Raw genomic sequence first — 18,122 nt, 5'->3', positions numbered from 1 at the left:
TGTGTCCGGACGTAAAGCGTGTTTTGTGGCGCATGACTACCGTTAACGAAACGAGTTCGTGCACGCGCCGTAAAACATGCAGTCCGGACATACGTACCTCCGCAGGCCCCGCCCCCCGCCACCACGACACACCCAAGCCCGTCCGGCGATTGAGGACATCAGTAAGGCGCGCCCACCACCTGGGCGCAGACGCCCGTCCGGCGCGAGGACAAGCACGACCGCGGCGCGGTCAGCGAGACGCGGGTTTGCGGGGCCGCCGCGTCGGCTTCTTCGGCGTCGCGTCCAGGATTTCGTTCGGGTCAAGGATCTCGCGGAGGAACTTGCCCGTGTGGCTCGACGCCTCCCCCGCCACCCGCTCCGGCGTCCCCTCCGCGACCACCAGACCGCCTCCGTTCCCGCCCTCCGGGCCCATGTCGATCACCCAGTCCGCCGTCTTGATGACGTCCAGGTTGTGCTCGATCACGATCACCGTGTTGCCCTTGTCGACCAGCCCGGACAGCACCTTGATCAGCTTGCTGATGTCCTCGAAGTGCAGCCCGGTCGTCGGCTCGTCCAGGACGTAGACCGTGCGGCCCGTGGAGCGCTTCTGAAGCTCGCTGGAGAGCTTCACGCGCTGCGCCTCGCCGCCCGAGAGGGTCGGCGCGGACTGGCCCAGGCGTACGTACCCCAGGCCCACCTCGTTGAGCGTCCTGAGGTGGCGCGAGATCGCCGGGACCGCCTCGAAGAAGTCCAGCGCCTCCTCGATCGGCATGTCGAGGACCTCGGCGATGGACTTGCCCTTGTAGTGGACCTCCAGCGTCTCCCGGTTGTAGCGCGCCCCGTGGCAGACCTCGCAGGGGACGTACACGTCCGGCAGGAAGTTCATCTCGATCTTGATCGTGCCGTCGCCGGAGCAGTTCTCGCAGCGGCCGCCCTTCACGTTGAAGGAGAAGCGCCCCTGGAGATACCCCCGGACCTTCGCCTCCATCGTGTCCGCGAAGAGCTTGCGGACGTGGTCGAAGACGCCGGTGTACGTGGCCGGGTTGGACCGGGGCGTGCGGCCGATGGGCGACTGGTCGACGTGGACGACCTTGTCGACCAGGTCGTCGCCGTCGACCCGGGTGTGCCGCCCGGGCACGGACTTCGCGCCGTTCAGCTCGCGGGCCAGGTGGGTGTAGAGGATGTCGTTGACCAGGGTCGACTTCCCGGAGCCCGAAACCCCGGTGACGGCCGTGAGCACGCCCAGCGGGAAGGACACGTCGATGTCCTGGAGGTTGTTCTCCCGCGCGCCCTGGACCGTGAGCTGCCGGCCGGGGTCCACGGGCCGCCGGATCTCCGGGGTGGGGATGGACCGCTTCCCGGACAGGTACTGGCCGGTCAGCGACTCCTTGTTGGTCAGCAGCCCCTTCAACGGGCCCGAGTGCACGACCTTCCCGCCGTGCTCACCGGCCCCCGGGCCGATGTCGACCACCCAGTCGGCGACCTTGATGGTGTCCTCGTCGTGCTCCACGACGATCAGGGTGTTGCCCATGTCCCGCAGCCGGACCAGGGTCTCGATCAGCCGGTGGTTGTCCCGCTGGTGGAGGCCGATGGACGGCTCGTCCAGGACGTAGAGCACCCCGACCAGGCCGGAGCCGATCTGGGTGGCGAGCCGGATGCGCTGGGCCTCGCCGCCGGACAGGGTGCCCGCCGCGCGGTTCAGCGACAGGTAGTCCAGGCCGACGTCGACCAGGAACCGCAGCCGTTCGTTGACCTCCTTGAGCACCCGCTCGGCGATCTTCTTGTCGCGCGCGTTCAGCTTGAGGCGGCCCAGGAACTCGGCGCAGTCGCTGATCGACAGGGCCGCGATGTCGGCGATGGACTTGTCCATGACCGTGACCGCGAGGACGATCGGCTTGAGGCGCGTGCCGTGGCAGGTCGGGCAGGGCACCTCGCGCATGTACCCCTCGAAGCGCTCCCTGCTGGAGTCCGTCTCGGACTCGCTGTGCCGCCGCTTCACGAAGGAGACCGCGCCCTCGAAGGCGGGGGTGGTGTACGCGCGCTCCCGCCCGTACCTGTTCCGGTACCGGACCTCGACCTGCGTCTTGTGGCCGTACAGCAGGGCCTTCTTGGCGCGCGCGGGCAGTCCGGCCCACGGGATGTCCGTACGGAAGCCGAGGGCCTGCGCGAGCCCGCCGATCAGCCGGCCGAAGTACTCCTTGGTGTGGCCGTGGGACCAGGGGTGGATGGCGCCCTCGTCCAGGGACTTGTCCTCGTCCGGGACGATCAGCTCCGGGTCGACCTCCATGCGCGTTCCGATACCACTGCACTCGGGGCACGCGCCGAAGGGCGAGTTGAAGGAGAAGGAGCGGGGCTCCAGCTCCTCGAAGGACAGGTCGTCGTACGGGCAGTAGAGGTGCTCGGAGAACATCCGCTCGCGCTCGGGGTCGTCCTCGGGGAGGTCCACGAAGTCGAGCACGACCATGCCGCCGGAGAGGCCCAGCGCGGTCTCCACCGAGTCGGTCAGCCGGCGCTTGGCGCTGTCCTTCACCGTGAGGCGGTCGACGACCACCTCGATGGTGTGCTTCTCCTGCTTCTTGAGCGTGGGGGGCTCGGTGAGCTGGACGGTCTGCCCGTCGACCCGCGCGCGGCTGTACCCCTTCGTCTGGAGATCGGCGAAGAGGTCCACGAACTCGCCCTTGCGCTCGCGGACGAGCGGCGAGAGGACCTGGAAGCGGCTGCCCTCGGGCAGTTCCAGGACGCGGTCCACGATGGCCTGCGGCGACTGGCGGGAGATCGGCCGGCCGCACTCGGGGCAGTGCGGCTTCCCGATCCTGGCGAAGAGCAGCCGGAGGTAGTCGTACACCTCGGTGATCGTGCCGACCGTCGAGCGCGGGTTGCGCGAGGTCGACTTCTGGTCGATCGAGACGGCCGGGGACAGGCCCTCGATGAAGTCCACGTCCGGCTTGTCCATCTGACCGAGGAACTGCCGGGCGTACGAGGACAGCGACTCCACGTACCGGCGCTGCCCCTCGGCGAAGATCGTGTCGAACGCGAGCGAGGACTTGCCCGACCCGGAGAGCCCGGTGAAGACGATGAGGGAGTCACGGGGGAGGTCGAGCGAGACGTTCTTGAGATTGTGCTCGCGCGCGCCACGGACGATGAGACGGTCGGCCACGCCGGTCCGCACCTTTCTGAGAAGAGAAGCAGGGGCGCGCCCCTCTTCCGGGCCTCGGGGCCCGGAGGGTTCGCGCCGGAGCGATGGGGTGCACGGGGAGCCCTGTTCTCGGGTGCCCGCGTGGTTCTGCCTACATGCCAGGATGCCTCTTCCGAGCTTATAGCACGTGCATTCGATTTACGGCCGTTCTCCGCCGCCTTCACCCGATCGGGTGGCGGCGTGGTCTCTGGCGGTCGCTATCGTCGGTTTCATGACTGATCACGTACGGGACCTGGCCTCTCTGCGGGAGGCGGACGAACGGCTCCTCCTCGCCGTCGCCTCACTGGACAACGCCGCCCTCGCCGCGCCGTCACGGCTGCCGGGCTGGAGCCGGGGACACGTCCTGGCCCATCTCGCGCGGAACGCGGACGCTCTGGTCAACGTCCTCGAAGGCCGGCCCATGTACACCGACGGCGCCACCCGGGACGCGGACATCGAGCGGGACGCGTCCAGGGCCCTCGACGTCCACCTCGCCGATGTACGTAACACCGCGGCCCGCTTCCATCATTCCGCGGCCGTCCCCGCCGACTGGACCCGTACCGTCACCCTGCGCAACGGTGTGACCGACGCCGCTTCGCGGGTGCCCTTCCGGCGCTGGATCGAGGTCGAGCTGCACCACGTCGACCTGGGTCTCGACCAGATGCTCGAAGACCTCTCCGAGGAGTTCACCGAACGCGAGATCGACTTCCTCGCGGACCGCTTCTCGGGGAACGCCGCCGTCCCGCCGCTGACCCTCGCCACCCCCGGGGGGCGCACCTGGCGGACGGGCCGCGCTCCCTCCGGCGGCGACGGGCCGGAGACCGTCACGGGGCCCGCGCCGGACCTGATGGGGTGGCTCGCGGGCCGCCGGGACGGATCCGCACTGGAGTTCGCGGGCGGCCCCCTTCCCGTCCTGCCCCCGCTATAGGCTGAGCCGTATGACGTACAGCGGAGCGGTGAAGGTCGGCGGACCCGCGGATGTGCACGAATTGCCCGATCTGGTGATCTCCAAGGTCGAGGTCGGCACGATGGGCAACAATTCCTATCTGCTGCGCTGCCGGGCCACCGGCGAGCAACTGCTGATCGACGCGGCGGCCGACGCGGCGACGCTGCTGACCCTGATCGGCGACGACTCCATCGCGTCCGTCGCCACCACCCACCGCCACCAGGACCACTGGCAGGCGCTCGCGGAGGTCGTGGCGGCCACCGGAGCCCGTACGTACGCGGGGCGGTACGACGCCGACGCCATCCCCGTCCCCACCGACGTGCTGGTCGAGGACGGGGACACGATCCGGGTCGGGGCGGTCGGCCTGACCGCCGTCCACCTGGTGGGGCACACGCCCGGTTCGATCGCGCTGATCTACGACGACCCGCACGGCCACCCGCACGTCTTCACCGGCGACTGCCTCTTCCCCGGCGGTCCGGGGCGCACCGGCAGTCCCACCGACTTCGGCACGCTGATGGACGGCCTCGAATCGAAGATCTTCGCGGCGCTGCCCGACGAGGCCTGGATCTACCCCGGCCACGGCGACGACTCCACCCTCGGGGCCGAGCGCCCGCACCTGCCGGAGTGGCGGGCGCGGGGCTGGTAGCCGCCCGCGCCGGTACGGGGGCCCAGGTCAGCGGCCGTCGCGCATGCGCCGGCCGACCTCGCCGTCGTCCGTCTCCCACCAGGGGCGTACGCGATCCGGTCCCGGTACGTCCGCCCCGGCGGGCGCGGTCACCGGGGCCAGTTCACGGTCCAGGCGGGCGTCCAGGTCGTGGGCCTTCGCCCGGTCCGCGCGCCACCACTCGGCGAAGACGGCGATCAGGAACGGCAGCGCTACCAGCTCCGCGAGGCTCAGCATCAGCCCGCCGCCGAGCCGCTGGTCCTGGCGCACACCGGGCCCCCAGGTCCGCCCCTGGGCCGCGTACCAGCGCCCGGCGACCGACGTACCGCTGGTCATGACGACGATGCCGGGGACCGAGTCGAACAGCCCGTCCAGGAAGACCAGCGCGGCCCGGACGGGGTGGGTGCACCAGCGGGGCAGCAGGTCGCGGCCGGTGAGCATGGGCAGCACGAACAGACAGCCGGTGAGCAGCAGCTGCGCCTGCATCAGCCGGCGGACCGCGTCGCTGTGCAGCGACGCCGTGAAGTACGGCGTGAAGTAGAGGGTCAGCTCCGACGCCAGCACCACGAGCGAGCTGACCAGCGGGTACGTCAGCACCCTGGCCGGGGCTGACGTCACCGCCCGGTGCAGCGGTCCGTCGGGGGCGGCCAGGCCCAGGGGGTCGCCGAGGGCCAGGCCGAGGGGCGCGAGGAGGTCCAGCAGGATGTTCTGTACGGCCGCCGGCCAGAACAGCACCCGGTCGTAGACCGCGAGGGACGACATCGTCGCGACCACGACCGTGCCGAGGCCGAGCACCACGAAGGCGGCGGTCCGGGCGGCGGGCCAGCTGTTCCCCGCGCGCCGGCGCCGCGCCACTCCGGTGCCGTACGCCCCTCCCAGGACGGCCACGGCGGCCAGCGCCACCGGGTCCAGCCGCCACGAGGACAGGCCCCGGGCGAGCGTCAGCTCGGGCAGCACGGCGCGCCTTCTTCCCTTTTCGCCCCCGGCGTACGATTCCGCCGCCCACGGTAGACCGGGGGCGGCGGAGGGCCGGAGGCGGGTCGGGTCAGGCCTCGATGCTGTCCTTGTCGGAGGCGGCGGCCTCCGCCGCGTCCCGCTCGGTCTGCTTCCTGGAGGCGATGAGGCTGGTGATCGTGGTGACGATCAGGACACCGCAGATGACCGCCAGGGACACCGGGATGGAGATCTCCGGGACACCGACGCCCTGTTCGTGCAGCGCGTGCAGCACCAGCTTCACACCGATGAAGCCCAGAATGACCGACAGTCCGTAACTGAGGTGGACCAGCTTCTTGAGCAGTCCGCCGATCAGGAAGTACAGCTGCCGCAGTCCCATCAGGGCGAAGGCGTTGGCGGTGAACACGATGTACGGGTCCTGGGTCAGGCCGAAGATCGCGGGGATGGAGTCCAGCGCGAACAGCACGTCGGTGGTGCCGATGGCGAGCATGACCACCATCAGCGGGGTCAGCACCCGCTTGCCGTTGTTCCGGATGAAGAGCTTCGTGCCGTGGTACTTGTCGGCGACACCGAAGCGCTGCTCGATGGACTTGAGCAGGCGGTTCTCCTCGAACTCCTCGTCCTCGTCGTCCGAGCGCGCCTCCTGGATGAGCTTCCAGGCGGTGTAGATCAGGAACGCGCCGAAGATGAAGAACACCCACGAGAAGCTGGCGATGATCGCGGCCCCGGCGGCGATGAAGACCGCGCGCAGCACCAGGGCGATCAGCACACCGATCAGCAGCACCCGCTGCTGGAGGTGGGTGGGCACCGAGAACTTCGCCATGATCAGGACGAAGACGAAGAGGTTGTCGACGCTGAGCGACTTCTCGGTGATGAAGCCCGCGAAGAACTCGCCGGAGGCCTGGCCCGTACCGAAGACCATCAGGCCGAGGCCGAACAGCACGGCGAGGGCGATCCAGACACCCGTCCAGATGCCCGCCTCCTTCATCGACACGTCATGGGGCTTGCGCCCGATGAAGAAGTCGACCGCGATCAAGGCGGACAGACCAAGAATGGTCGTCGCCCACAGGATCCATGACACGTCCACTGCGCCTCCGGCGTCGTACGGCTACAAGATCAGCGTCGTCGCTGCCGGAGGTCTCCTCCACCCGGGCGGCCACCGCCGCTCCCCGGGCCGGCGCCCCGGGACCGATGGCGGTCCGTATTGACGGGTACGTCGCGGTACGGGAGTACTCCCCTCCGATACCCAGAAGAGTACAGGAAAGACCAAGGAAAGGTAAAGAAAAAGGTAAAGGAGTCCCAAGAGCGCAGGTCAGCGCCGCCATGCGCGACGGGCCGCCGCCACCTGTTCGAGTGCCTGGGCCACCACACGGCTGCCCGGCGGAACCGTCGGCGGCTCGTACGTCCAGGCGTGGCCGACCCAGGGGTCGGCGAGGTGGTTGTCCGGGATCGGGGTGATCCGCAGGAGGGACCGCCACAGGGGGTCGAGCACCGGTCCGTACGCGTCGGCGTCCTCGCGGTCCGCGACCATCAGCAGGTGCACGCCGACCGACGGGCCCTCGTCGGCGAGGTAGCGCAGCTGGGTCACGGCCCGGTCGTCGAAGCCGTGCGGGAAGTCGTTGACGATCAGCAGCTGCTCGGCGGTGTCGAGGTCCGGCGGCAGCGACTCGGCCGCGCCGCCGCGCACGGCCATCTGTACCAGGTCGACGCGCTGGGTGAGCTTCGTGAGGACGGCCGCGACTCCGGCGGCGCCCGCGGCGGGCGGTCCGTCGAGGACGCCCGAGGAGGTCAGCGGGGCCAGCGCGGCGGCTCCCGATCCGGCGGGGTCGATCACGTGGACGGTGAACTCGCCGGGCGGGTAGACGGCCAGCAGGCGCCCGGCGTGGATGACGGCGGTGTCCATGGCCAGCCGGCGCAGCTGGTCCTCGTCCATCATCATGGCGGCCTCGGAGCCGAGCCGGCCGCTGTCGATCCACAGCCCGCGCTCCAGCGGCAGCCGGACGAGCATCGGGATGCGCAGGTCGGGGCGCTCGGGCAGGTGGACGTCCCCGAGGCGCAGCGCCATGGGGATCTCCATCGGGACGCGGTAGGCGTGCCAGACGGGGTTGTCCCAGCCGGCATAGGCGGCCGGGAGGGCCGGTTCGACGACCTCGGTCTCGGCGGCGAGCTGGGCGAGGTCGCGGTCGAGGACCTCACGCGCGCGGGCCGCCAGCTCGTCGTGCTTGGCGCGGGCCGCCTCGCGGGCGGTGTCGCCGGCGCGGCCGATGCGGTTGCGGGGGTCGGACAGGACGCGGTCCAGTTCCTGTTCCATCCGGGACTCGGCGAAGTCGACCGCGCTGCGGTAGGCGGCGACGGCGCGGGCCAGGTCCTCGAACATGCCCCAGACCTGGTTGTACAGGCGCTCGTCCATGGACCAGCCCGTCGCGTCGCCCGCGACCGGGCGCGGGGGCTGTCCCGGGGCGGCGGGCGGGGCGGCCGGGGGCGGCGGGGTCGGGGGTGTGGACGTACGGCGGCCGGGGTGCGTGTAGTTGACGGCTCCGCCCGCGCCGGTGGGCGGGCCGGGCTGCTGGTGCGGTACGGGGCCGGGCGCGGCGGGCGCGGTCCCGGGCTCGGACGGCGGTGCCTCGGGGCGGACGCGGGCCGCGTCGGGGGCTCCGGGCAGGGGGGCCTGGACGGCGTTGGCCAGGTGGCGGGCGACCGCGTCCTGGATGGTGGCGGCGAACGCGCGCGCCTCCGGGAGGCCCTGGTCGCCGAAGAGCTCGGCGAGGCCGCCCGCGTACCCCTGGCCCACGGCACGGACCTTCCAGGCACCCTGGCGGCGGTACAGCTCCAGGGCGACGACGGCGGACTCGGCGTCCAGCGCGGTGAGGGTGAAGCTGGCGATCTCGGTGCCGTCCGTGGAGGTGACGGCGGCGAAGGGCGCGGCCGTGCTGCCGAAGCGGTCGGGGCCGCCGACGCCTTCGGGGAGCGCGAACAGCACGTGGACCAGGTGGGCGCGCTCGGGCACGGCTTCCAGGTCGACGTGGAAGCGCAGTCCGGCGGCGGCCTGGCGGGAGACCTCGACGCCGGGGAGGGTGGGCGAGCCGGGGTGGGCGATCCACTCGGTGCCGGGGACGGTGCCGGCGGCGTCGGCGAGGGTGACGCAGGCCAGGACCGGCGCGCCGGCCGTCACCCGTATCTCCAGTCGGGTGTGCGGCAGGGGGTGGTTCTGTCCCCGGACCAGCTCGGCCGTCATCGCCTCTGTCCCCTCGTCGGTCTCGTGCGGTGCGCGTGGTGTGGTGCGGAAGGTGCGGTGCGGGAGGTGCGGTGCGTGCGGGAAGTGCGGTGTCCGTGTGCGGTGCGTGTCGTGCGTGGCAACGGTGCAGCTCCCGGCGGCCGTGGCCTGCCTCCGGGAGCTGCGTGTGCCGGTACGTGCCGTGCGTGTCGTGCCCGGCCGTGCGGGTCGTGCGGGTCGTGCGGGTCGTGCGGGTCGTGCCTACAGGTGCGGCAGGATCGACGGCATCAGGTCCTGGAACGTGCGGCCGTTGGCCGGATTCCCGAGGGCCGTCATCTTCCACCCGGCGCCGTCGCGGTGCACCTTCGCCATGATCTGCGCGGTGTACTGCCCGCCGCCGTCGAGCGTGTAGCGGGCCAGTTCCTGACCGTTGGTCTCGTCGACAATGCGGCAGAAGGCGTTCTGCACCTCCTGGAACGTCTGTCCGGTGAACGAGTTCACCGTGAAGACGATCTGGTCGATGTGGACCGGGATCCGCTCCAGGTCCACCAGGATGGCCTCGTCGTCCCCACCCTGGCCGGCGCCGCCGACGAGGTTGTCGCCGGTGTGCTTCACCGAGCCGTCGTCGCTGACCAGGTGGCGGAAGAAGACCACGTCGACCGGCTGCTTGTCGGCGAACAGCACCGCCGAGGCGTCCAGGTCGATCTCACGGGTGCGGGAGCCGAACAGGCCCCGGCGCGGCGCGGCCTGCCAGCCGAGCCCCATGCGCACCGCGGTCAGGGTGCCTCCGCCCCGCTTCTCCAGGCTGATGGCCTGACCCTTGGTCAGGTTGACCCCAGGGCCCCCGGGCGCACTGCCCTTGGATACGTCCACCACGCGCTGTCCCCTCTCGAATGGTTCCCCCGCAACCGTCCGTGTGCGGTTGCGCAGCACCCTACGCAGTCACGTCGTCGCGGCAGGAGACGCAGGCCGTTTTTGTGTCGGTCTTGCAACACATCGCACCGCCCGTCCCCCGCCCGGCCGTCAGACCTGTCCCGCCTCCCTCATCTGCCGCAACTCCTTCTTCAGCTCGCCCACTTCGTCGCGCAGCCGCGCGGCGACCTCGAACTGGAGCTCCGCCGCCGCGGCCCGCATCCGGTCGGTCATCTCCTGGATGATCCCGGCCAGCTCCTCGGCGGGGCGGTCGGTGAGCACCGCGCCCTGAGCGGCCGCCTTGCCGCCCTTGGCGGCCTTCGTGGTCTTCGCGGCCGGGCCGCCGAGCGACGGCACGGCGGTCCTGGCCGCCTTGCCGTCCTTCCCCTGCCGGTAGCCCGTGCCGAGCAGGGCCTCCGTGTCGATCTCCTCGCGCGCGATCGTCGCGACGATGTCGTTGATCTTCTTGCGCAGGGGCTGCGGGTCGAGACCGCGCTCGGTGTTGTACGCGACCTGCTTCTCGCGGCGGCGGTTCGTCTCGTCGATGGCCTGCGCCATCGCGGGGGTGATCGTGTCCGCGTACATGTGGACCTGCCCGGAGACGTTGCGCGCCGCGCGCCCGATGGTCTGGATGAGTGACGTGCCGGACCGGAGGAAGCCCTGCTTGTCCGCGTCGAGGATCGCGACCAGCGACACCTCGGGCAGGTCGAGCCCCTCCCGGAGGAGGTTGATGCCGACGAGGACGTCGTACTCCCCCGAGCGCAGCTCGCGCAGCAGCTCGACGCGGCGCAGGGTGTCGACGTCGCTGTGCAGGTAGCGGACCTGGATGCCCAGTTCCAGGAAGTACTCGGTGAGGTCCTCGGCCATCTTCTTCGTGAGGGTGGTGACCAGGACGCGTTCGTCCTTCTCCGTGCGCTCGCGGATCTCGTGCACCAGGTCGTCGATCTGGCCCTCGGTGGGCTTGACCACGACCTCCGGGTCGATGAGGCCGGTGGGGCGGATGATCTGCTCCACGAAGCCGTCGCCGCGCGACAGCTCGTACTTCCCGGGGGTGGCGGAGAGGTAGACGGTCTGGCCGATCCGCTTCTGGAACTCCTCCCACTTGAGGGGGCGGTTGTCCAGGGCGGACGGCAGCCGGAAGCCGTGGTCGACGAGGGTCCGCTTGCGGGACGCGTCCCCCTCGTACATCGCGCCGATCTGCGGCACGGTCACGTGCGACTCGTCGATGACGAGCAGGAAGTCCTCGGGGAAGTAGTCGAGGAGGGTGTTGGGCGCGGTGCCGGGGCCGCGGTCGTCGAAGTGCATCGAGTAGTTCTCGATCCCGGAGCAGGAGCCGATCTGGCGCATCATCTCGATGTCGTACGTCGTCCGCATGCGCAGGCGCTGGGACTCCAGGAGCTTGCCCTGCTTGTCCAGCTCGGCGAGCCGGGTCTCCAGCTCGCGCTCGATGCCGTTGACCGCCTTCTCCATGCGCTCCGGTCCCGCCACGTAGTGGCTGGCCGGGAAGACGTACAGCTCGTTGTCCTCGCTGATGACCTCGCCGGTCAGCGGGTGGAGGGTGGTCAGCGCCTCGATCTCGTCGCCGAACATCTCGATGCGGACGGCCAGCTCCTCGTACACCGGGAAGATCTCGATGGTGTCGCCGCGCACCCGGAAGGTGCCGCGCGCGAACGCGACGTCGTTGCGGGTGTACTGGATCTCGACGAAGCGGCGGAGCAGCTGGTCGCGGTCGATCGTGGCGCCGACCTTGAGGGGGACCATCCGGTCCACGTACTCCTGCGGCGTACCGAGGCCGTAGATGCAGGAGACCGAGGCGACCACGACCACGTCACGGCGGGTGAGCAGGGAGTTCGTCGCGGAGTGGCGCAGCCTCTCGACCTCCTCGTTGATCGAGGAGTCCTTCTCGATGTAGGTGTCCGACTGCGGGACGTACGCCTCGGGCTGGTAGTAGTCGTAGTACGAGACGAAGTACTCGACCGCGTTGTTCGGCAGCAGCTCGCGGAACTCGTTCGCCAGCTGGGCGGCCAGGGTCTTGTTCGGAGCCATCACCAGCGTGGGCCGCTGGAGCTTCTCGATCATCCAGGCCGTCGTCGCCGACTTGCCGGTGCCGGTCGCGCCGAGCAGGACGACGTCCTTCTCGCCCGCGCGGACGCGCTTCTCCAGGTCGGCGATGGCCGTCGGCTGGTCGCCGCTGGGCTGGTAGGAACTGACGACCTCGAAAGGCGCCACCGTACGTTCGATCTGGGAAACAGGCCGCATGGATCCACCGTACGGCCCCGCACTGACAGTCGGCGTCGCGATCCCTCTGACCTGCGGTGACGGGCTCCGGCCGCCGGTCGGTCACCAGTCGTGGAAGTCCGGGGAGCCGCCGCGCGGGGTCCTGGCGGCCGTCCGGTCGGCCGGGTCGCCCTCGGGGACCCAGGGGGCGGGCCTGGACGGGCCCCGGCCCGGCCGGCGCGGGCGGGTCCGCTGGCGGGGGACGCCGACGCGCCCGCACGGTCCGGCCGGGGCGGACCCGGACCCTCCGGGGCCGTGCCGGTCGGACGCGGCCCGGCGCGGCTCGCTCAGGACGACGACGGCCGTGACCAGCAGGACGAGCCCGGGAACGATCAGGAGGGCGGCGAGGAAGCCCGTCGGCGAGGTGCTTCCGGAGCCGTCGCCGGTCCCGTCCACGCGGACCCGCAGCGCGGCCATCGCGGCGTAGTGCATCCCGGTCGCCGCGCCGCCCACGACCGCTCCGGCGAGCAGGACGGGCGTGAGCCCCCGCCGGGAGACGACGATCCACAGCGCGGCGGTCGCGCCGACGACCGCGATCAGGACGGAGAGGGCGACGGTCGTGGTGTCGTACTCAAGGCGCCCCGGGAGACGGACGGCGTCCATGCCGAGGTAGTGGGTGGTGGCGAGGGAGAGGCCGGTGACGGTCCCGCCGGTGACCAGGGCCAGCGGGGTGAACCCGCGGTAGCCGACGACGAAGATCCCGGCGGCGGCCATCATGCTTCCGACGACCGGACAGGCGAGCGTCGTGAACCTGTCGTAGTCGACCGGCATCCCCTCGACGGCGAAGCCGGTCATCGTGATCAGGTACATGCCCCAGACACCGGAGCCGAGGGCGGCGGCGCCCAGCGCGAGTCTGCCCGGCTTCCAGGGCCGCGCGGTGCGCAGCGACCGCGCGGCGCAGAGCAGGCCGAGCACGCCGCCGAGGCAGGCCACCAGAAGGCCCGCCACGAGCGTGCCGGGACCGTGGCTGAATCCGTCGATCGTGCCCTGCATAGCGGTATGCCCCTTCGCGCCTTGTGCGCCATGTGCTCCATGTGCGGAAGCGCTGGTTCGGGGCGAGGGTAGGACGGCCGGGCCCGTAAGCAAACAGTTACCCGGAGTTTTGTCGACATTGGGCCGGAAACGGCGGAAAAAGCGGTCGGGAAAGGGCTTTCCCTCGCCATGGCTTCACACGGCGTCCGGTTCTCGCCCGCTCCCCGTTGGCCGGGGGCTGTCACCCTCGGGCCGATCGTGACCGCCGGCCCGGATGCCAGGGATCCCAGGACGAGGAGTACACGTGGACGCACGGACCTCACGGACCTCAGTGACAACGGCCGCGCTGCTGGGCGCCGCGGCGCTGCTCCTGCCGGGGTGCGCGGCGGCGGCCTCGACACCGCGGGCGGGGGCGGGGGCGGCCACGACACCTTTCGCGGGGGTGCGGGAGGGCGGGTCCACGGACCCGCGGAACGGGGCGTCCACGGACGCACCGCCGGACGCGCCCCCGGACGTGCCCCTGGTCATCGCGCACCGCGGCGCGTCCGCCCGCGCGCCGGAGAACACGCTCGCCGCCGTCGACGCGGCGGGCGACCTGGGCATCGACTGGGTGGAGAACGACGTCCAGCGGACCAGGGACGGGGAGCTGGTGGTCGTCCACGACACCACGCTCAGCAGGACGACCGACGTGGAGCGGGTCTTCCCCGGCCGCTCTCCGTGGCAGGTCAGGGACTTCACCGCCGCCGAGATCGCCCGGCTGGACGCCGGGAGCTGGTTCGGCGCGCGCTGGGAGGGCGTCCGGGTGCCCACGCTGAGGGAGTATCTGAACGCCGTGGAGAAGAACCGGCAGAACCTGCTCCTGGAGATCAAGGGCCCGGAGCTCTACCCGGGGATCGAGGCGGACATCCTGCGCGTGCTGCGGCAGGAGGGCTGGCTGGACGGCGCGCACCTGGCGGACCGGCTCGTCGTCCAGAGCTTCGGCGCGGCGAGCCTCCGCGCGGTGCGCGAGCAGCGGGCCGACGTCACGACGGGCTTCCTGGGCACGCCGGCGGTGGCCGATCTGCCGGCGTACGCGGCGTTCGCGGACCAGATCAACCCGGAGTACGCCACGCTCACCGGCGACTACGTGGCCGCGGTGCACCGGCTGAAGGGCCCGCACGGCAAGCCGCTGCGGGTCAGCACCTGGACGGTGGACGAGGCGGCGGACGCGGTACGGGTCGCGGTGCTCGGGGTCGACGGGATCATCACCAACCGGCCGGACGTGGTGCGGGACGCGGTGGAGGGACGGGACACGGAACGTACGCGGAGCCGCCTACGTAGCACGGGGTAACTCGCAACTTCTCCCCTGTTTGCCCGCTTTCCGTACCGGACCTACCGTGGATGGAGATGCGATAAACGAGCGATTTCGCGCGCGGTTGGCGCGTGGCCGCCGGGACGCGGAGAGCCTGAGGGCGAAGGGACGGCGATCGGGCATGGCCGAGGGAAACGCGGGACTCACGTATCTCAAGCCGGGTGAGGTGGAGGTCAGGAACACCGAATACCCGACGCTCGAACTCAAGGCCGGCCCGGGGGTGGATCCCGCGAACGCCGGACGGAAATGCCGGCACGGAGTCATCCTGAAGGTGCTCGCGACCAACATCTGCGGCAGTGACCAGCACATGGTGCGCGGGCGTACGACCGCTCCGGAGGGGCTGGTCCTCGGGCACGAGATCACCGGTGAGGTCGTGGAGCGCGGTCCCGACGTCGAGTTCATCGACGTCGGTGACGTGGTGTCGGTGCCGTTCAACATCGCCTGCGGACGGTGCCGCAACTGCAAGGAGGGCCAGACCAGCATCTGTCTGAACGTCAACCCGACCCGGGCCGGCGGGGCGTACGGCTACGTCGACATGGGCGGCTGGGTCGGCGGGCAGGCCCGGTACGTGATGGTGCCGTACGCGGACTTCAACCTGCTGCGCTTCCCCGACCCGGAGGCCGCCCGCGAGAAGCTGCTCGACCTGACGATGCTGACCGACATCCTGCCGACCGGCTACCACGGAGCGGTGACGGCGGGTGTGGGCGCCGGCTCGACCGTGTACGTCGCGGGGGCGGGGCCCGTAGGACTGGCGGCCGCGGCCGCGTCGCAGCTGCTCGGATCCGCGGTGGTCATCGTCGCGGACTTCAACACCGAACGCCTGGCGCAGGCCCGCAGCTTCGGCTGCGAGACGATCGACCTGGCCCAGGGCCCGGTGGAGGAGCAGGTCGCCCAGATCCTGGGCGTTCCCGAGGTGGACTCGGCGATCGACGCGGTCGGTTTTGAAGCCAAGTCCCACGGCCGGGACTCCGACGACGCGCCGGCCACCGTCCTCAACTCGCTGATGGGCGTGGTCAGGGCGGGTGGCGCGCTCGGCATCCCGGGTCTGTACGTCACCGAGGACCCCCGGGGGATCGACTCGGACGCGCAGTCCGGCACGCTGCGGATCAGGCTGGGGCTCGGCTGGGCGAAGAGCCACACGTTCTCGACCGGTCAGACGCCGGTGATGAAGTACCACCGGGCGCTGGCGATGGCGATCCTGCACGACCGGATCCACATCGCCAAGGCGGTCAACGCGACGGTTCTTCCGCTGGAGGACGCGCCGGAGGGGTACGAGGAGTTCGACCGGGGCGTGAGCCGGAAGTACGTGCTGAACCCGAACGGGGCGCTGGACCACGCGGAGGCCGCCTGAGCGGCTGGGGCCGCCTGAGCGACTGGGGCCGCCTGAGCGACTGGGGCCGCCTGAGCGACTGGGGCGCGGTCCGGGTGAGTGGGTCCGGGGTGCGGTCCGGGTGAGTGGGGCCGGGGTGCGGTCCGGGTGAGTGGGGCCGGGGTGCGGTCCGGGTGAGTGAGTGGGGCTGAGGGGGCCCGTGCGACGTCGTGGACGTTTGCGCGGGCCCGTCGCGTGCCAGGGATGGGGTCATGTCAGACACCACAACGCACCTGTCCCCCGAGGTACGGGACGCGCTCGCCGAGCGCCGTCCCGTCGTCGCGCTGGAATCGACGATCATCGCGCACGGGCTGCCGCGCCCGCGCAATCTGGCGGTGGCGGAAGAGCTGGAGGAGCTTGTACGGTCCGGCGGCGCCGTGCCCGCGACGGTGGCCGTGCTGGACGGGCGGGCCCATGTGGGCCTGACCAAGGCCCAGTTGGAGCGGGTCGCCGGGGACAGTTCCGTACGCAAGCTGGGCCATCGTGACCTGGCGCCGGCTCTCGCGGCGGGGGCGAGCGGGGCGACGACGGTCTCCGCGACGGCGTTCCTCGCGGCGCGGGCGGGGATCCGGGTGTTCGCGACGGGCGGGCTCGGCGGGGTCCACCGGGGATGGACCGAGACGCAGGACGAGTCGGCGGACCTGCGGCTGCTGGCGCGGACCCGGATCACGGTCGTGTGCGCGGGGGTGAAGTCGATCCTCGACGTGCCGGCGACGTTGCAACGGCTGGAGACGCTGGGCGTCGGCATCCTCGGGTACGGGACGGCGTACTTCCCCGGCTTCTACCTGTCGTCCTCGGGCGAGCCCGTCGACTGGACGGTCCGTACGCCCGGCGAGGTGGCGGCGGTGATGCGGGCGCAGGACGCGCTCGGCGGGCCGGAGGCGGCGATCGTGGTGGCCAACCCCGTACCGGAGTCGGAGCAGTTGGACCCGGAGCTGCATGACAGGGTGCTGGCGGAGGCGCTCGACGCGTGCCGGGAGTCGGGGGTGACGGGCCAGGCCGTCACGCCGTTCCTGCTGGACCGCCTGGTGCGCGGGACGGGGGGTGCGTCGCTGGAGGCGAACCTGGCGGCGGTACGGGGGAACGTACGGCTGGCGGCGGGGATCGCGGGGGCGTGGTGAGGGGGCGGGCGCCCGGGCCGGGCGGTGGGTCCGGGGCCGGTGGGGGGTTGTTGGTGGTCGGGGACGTGGCCACCGATGTGGTGGCGCGCCACCGGTCACCGCTGGCGCGCGGCACGGACACGACGGCCGGCATCCGTCTCCTGCCGGGCGGGGCGGGGGCGAACGCGGCCTGCTGGGCGGCCCGTTGGGGGTGTGCGGACGTTCGGCTGCTGGCCCGGGTGGGGACGGACGCGCGGGCGTGGCACGAGGCGTCGCTGCGGGACGCGGGGGTACGGGCGCGGCTCGTCGTGGACGACGAGGTGCCGACCGCCACGGTCATCTCGCTGGTGGACGCCTCCGCGGAACGGACCTTCCTCACGGACGGCGGGGCGTCGGTGCGGCTGTCCGCCGAGGACTGGTCGCCGTCGCTGCTGGACGGGGTGGGCCGGCTGCATCTGTCGGGTTACCTGTACTTCTCCGAGGCCGGCCGGGGGGCCGCCGCGGCGGCACTGGCCTCGGCGCGGGAGCGCGGTGTCGCGGTGAGCGTGGATCCCGCGTCGGTGGCGTTCATCGAGGAGCTGGGCGTGGCGCGCTTCCTGGCGGAGATCGAGGGCGCGGAAACGCTTCTCCCCAACGAGGACGAGGCCCGCCTCCTCACCGGCCTGGCGGACGCCGGAAAGGCGGCGGCCGCGCTGAGCCGGCCGGCGCGGGTGGCGGTGGTGACCCTGGGCGAGGCGGGCGCGGTGGTGGCCGAGGCGGGCGAGGTGACGGCCCGCGTACCCCCGGTCGCGACGCGCCCGGTCGACTCGACGGGAGCGGGAGACGCCTTCACGGGCGCGTACCTCGCGGCCCGCCTGAGGGGCGCGGAACCGCCGGAGGCGGCGGAGGAGGGCTGCCGGGCGGGCGCGACGGCGGTGACTCTGGCGGGGGGCCGCCCGACGGGGCCGGGGCGGGAGGAGTGCTAGGCCGCACACGCGGAGCGGGCACGGTCCGCCCGGAGGGCGGGGCCGCGTGGGGCGGATACCGGTCCCGGGGGTCCGCGCGGACGCGCGGTGACCCGCGCGGGGGGCCGCCCGACGGGGCCGGGGCGGGAAGAGCACTAGGTGTTCTGTCGCGGGAGGTTGTGGACGAGTGACGCAGGTCTCGGCTGAGGGATCTTGAATGGGTGAGGGCCTTCCGGGTTCGGTGTGGATTGCGACGTCTACACAC

Annotated in this window: 13 protein-coding genes; 6 read left to right on the top strand and 7 right to left on the bottom strand. The window is 71.6% G+C overall.

Features of this window, described 5'->3' with window-relative positions; all coding sequences use genetic code 11:
* Positions 1-229: 229 nt before the first annotated feature.
* Complete coding sequence (gene uvrA, locus ACIODU_RS33125; RefSeq protein ID WP_401772754.1) at positions 230-3,136, bottom strand: excinuclease ABC subunit UvrA; 2,907 nt, start codon at positions 3,134-3,136, stop codon at positions 230-232.
* A 250-nt stretch (positions 3,137-3,386) separates the two neighbouring features.
* On the opposite strand from uvrA, the gene ACIODU_RS33120 reads away from it, so the two are divergent.
* Both ACIODU_RS33120 and ACIODU_RS33115 read left to right on the top strand, forming a co-directional pair.
* Complete coding sequence (locus ACIODU_RS33120; RefSeq protein WP_401772752.1) at positions 3,387-4,082, top strand: maleylpyruvate isomerase family mycothiol-dependent enzyme; 696 nt, start codon at positions 3,387-3,389, stop codon at positions 4,080-4,082.
* 10 nt (positions 4,083-4,092) lie between these two features.
* The gene (locus ACIODU_RS33115) at positions 4,093-4,746 is read left to right on the top strand and encodes an MBL fold metallo-hydrolase (RefSeq protein WP_401772749.1); all 654 of its coding nucleotides are present in this window, start codon (positions 4,093-4,095) and stop codon (positions 4,744-4,746) included.
* Positions 4,747-4,773: 27 nt separating this feature from the next.
* Here ACIODU_RS33115 and ACIODU_RS33110 read toward each other — a convergent pair whose 3' ends face one another.
* The 6 genes from ACIODU_RS33110 to ACIODU_RS33085 form a co-directional block, all read right to left on the bottom strand.
* A complete protein-coding gene (locus ACIODU_RS33110; protein WP_401772747.1) occupies positions 4,774-5,721 on the bottom strand; it encodes a cytochrome c oxidase assembly protein in 948 nt (315 codons plus the stop codon).
* A gap of 88 nt (positions 5,722-5,809) precedes the next feature.
* Positions 5,810-6,805, bottom strand: a complete 996-nt coding sequence (locus ACIODU_RS33105; protein ID WP_356424384.1) for a TerC family protein — start codon at positions 6,803-6,805, stop codon at positions 5,810-5,812.
* Between the two features lie 225 nt (positions 6,806-7,030).
* Positions 7,031-8,953, bottom strand: a complete 1,923-nt coding sequence (locus ACIODU_RS33100) for a TerD family protein (RefSeq protein ID WP_401772744.1) — start codon at positions 8,951-8,953, stop codon at positions 7,031-7,033.
* A gap of 240 nt (positions 8,954-9,193) precedes the next feature.
* Positions 9,194-9,760: a TerD family protein gene (locus ACIODU_RS33095; RefSeq protein ID WP_161312108.1), complete on the bottom strand. Its 567-nt coding sequence runs from the start codon at positions 9,758-9,760 to the stop codon at positions 9,194-9,196.
* 195 nt (positions 9,761-9,955) lie between these two features.
* Positions 9,956-12,103 carry an excinuclease ABC subunit UvrB gene (gene uvrB / locus ACIODU_RS33090; protein ID WP_401772741.1) on the bottom strand — a complete coding sequence of 716 codons (2,148 nt, stop codon included), beginning with the start codon at positions 12,101-12,103 and terminating at the stop codon, positions 9,956-9,958.
* 81 nt (positions 12,104-12,184) lie between these two features.
* Positions 12,185-13,114, bottom strand: a complete 930-nt coding sequence (locus tag ACIODU_RS33085) for an MHYT domain-containing protein (protein WP_356424392.1) — start codon at positions 13,112-13,114, stop codon at positions 12,185-12,187.
* A 283-nt stretch (positions 13,115-13,397) separates the two neighbouring features.
* Between ACIODU_RS33085 and ACIODU_RS33080 the strand changes: the two genes are divergently transcribed.
* The 4 genes from ACIODU_RS33080 (at position 13,398) to ACIODU_RS33065 (ending at position 17,878) form a co-directional block, all read left to right on the top strand.
* On the top strand, positions 13,398-14,423 hold the full coding sequence (locus ACIODU_RS33080) for a glycerophosphodiester phosphodiesterase (protein ID WP_401772737.1): 1,026 nt from the start codon (positions 13,398-13,400) through the stop codon (positions 14,421-14,423).
* A gap of 142 nt (positions 14,424-14,565) precedes the next feature.
* Positions 14,566-15,795 carry a formaldehyde dehydrogenase, glutathione-independent gene (gene fdhA / locus ACIODU_RS33075; RefSeq protein WP_401772734.1) on the top strand — a complete coding sequence of 410 codons (1,230 nt, stop codon included), beginning with the start codon at positions 14,566-14,568 and terminating at the stop codon, positions 15,793-15,795.
* Between the two features lie 230 nt (positions 15,796-16,025).
* Positions 16,026-16,934: a pseudouridine-5'-phosphate glycosidase gene (locus ACIODU_RS33070; RefSeq protein WP_401772732.1), complete on the top strand. Its 909-nt coding sequence runs from the start codon at positions 16,026-16,028 to the stop codon at positions 16,932-16,934.
* Positions 16,931-17,878: a carbohydrate kinase family protein gene (locus ACIODU_RS33065; RefSeq protein WP_401772757.1), complete on the top strand. Its 948-nt coding sequence runs from the start codon at positions 16,931-16,933 to the stop codon at positions 17,876-17,878. Before ACIODU_RS33070 ends, ACIODU_RS33065 begins: the two co-directional genes overlap by 4 nt.
* Positions 17,879-18,122 lie beyond the last annotated feature (244 nt).

Source organism: Streptomyces sp. NPDC088261, assembly GCF_044740805.1.
Taxonomy (GTDB): domain Bacteria; phylum Actinomycetota; class Actinomycetes; order Streptomycetales; family Streptomycetaceae; genus Streptomyces.
This window is presented reverse-complemented; position numbering and strand designations above follow the sequence as displayed.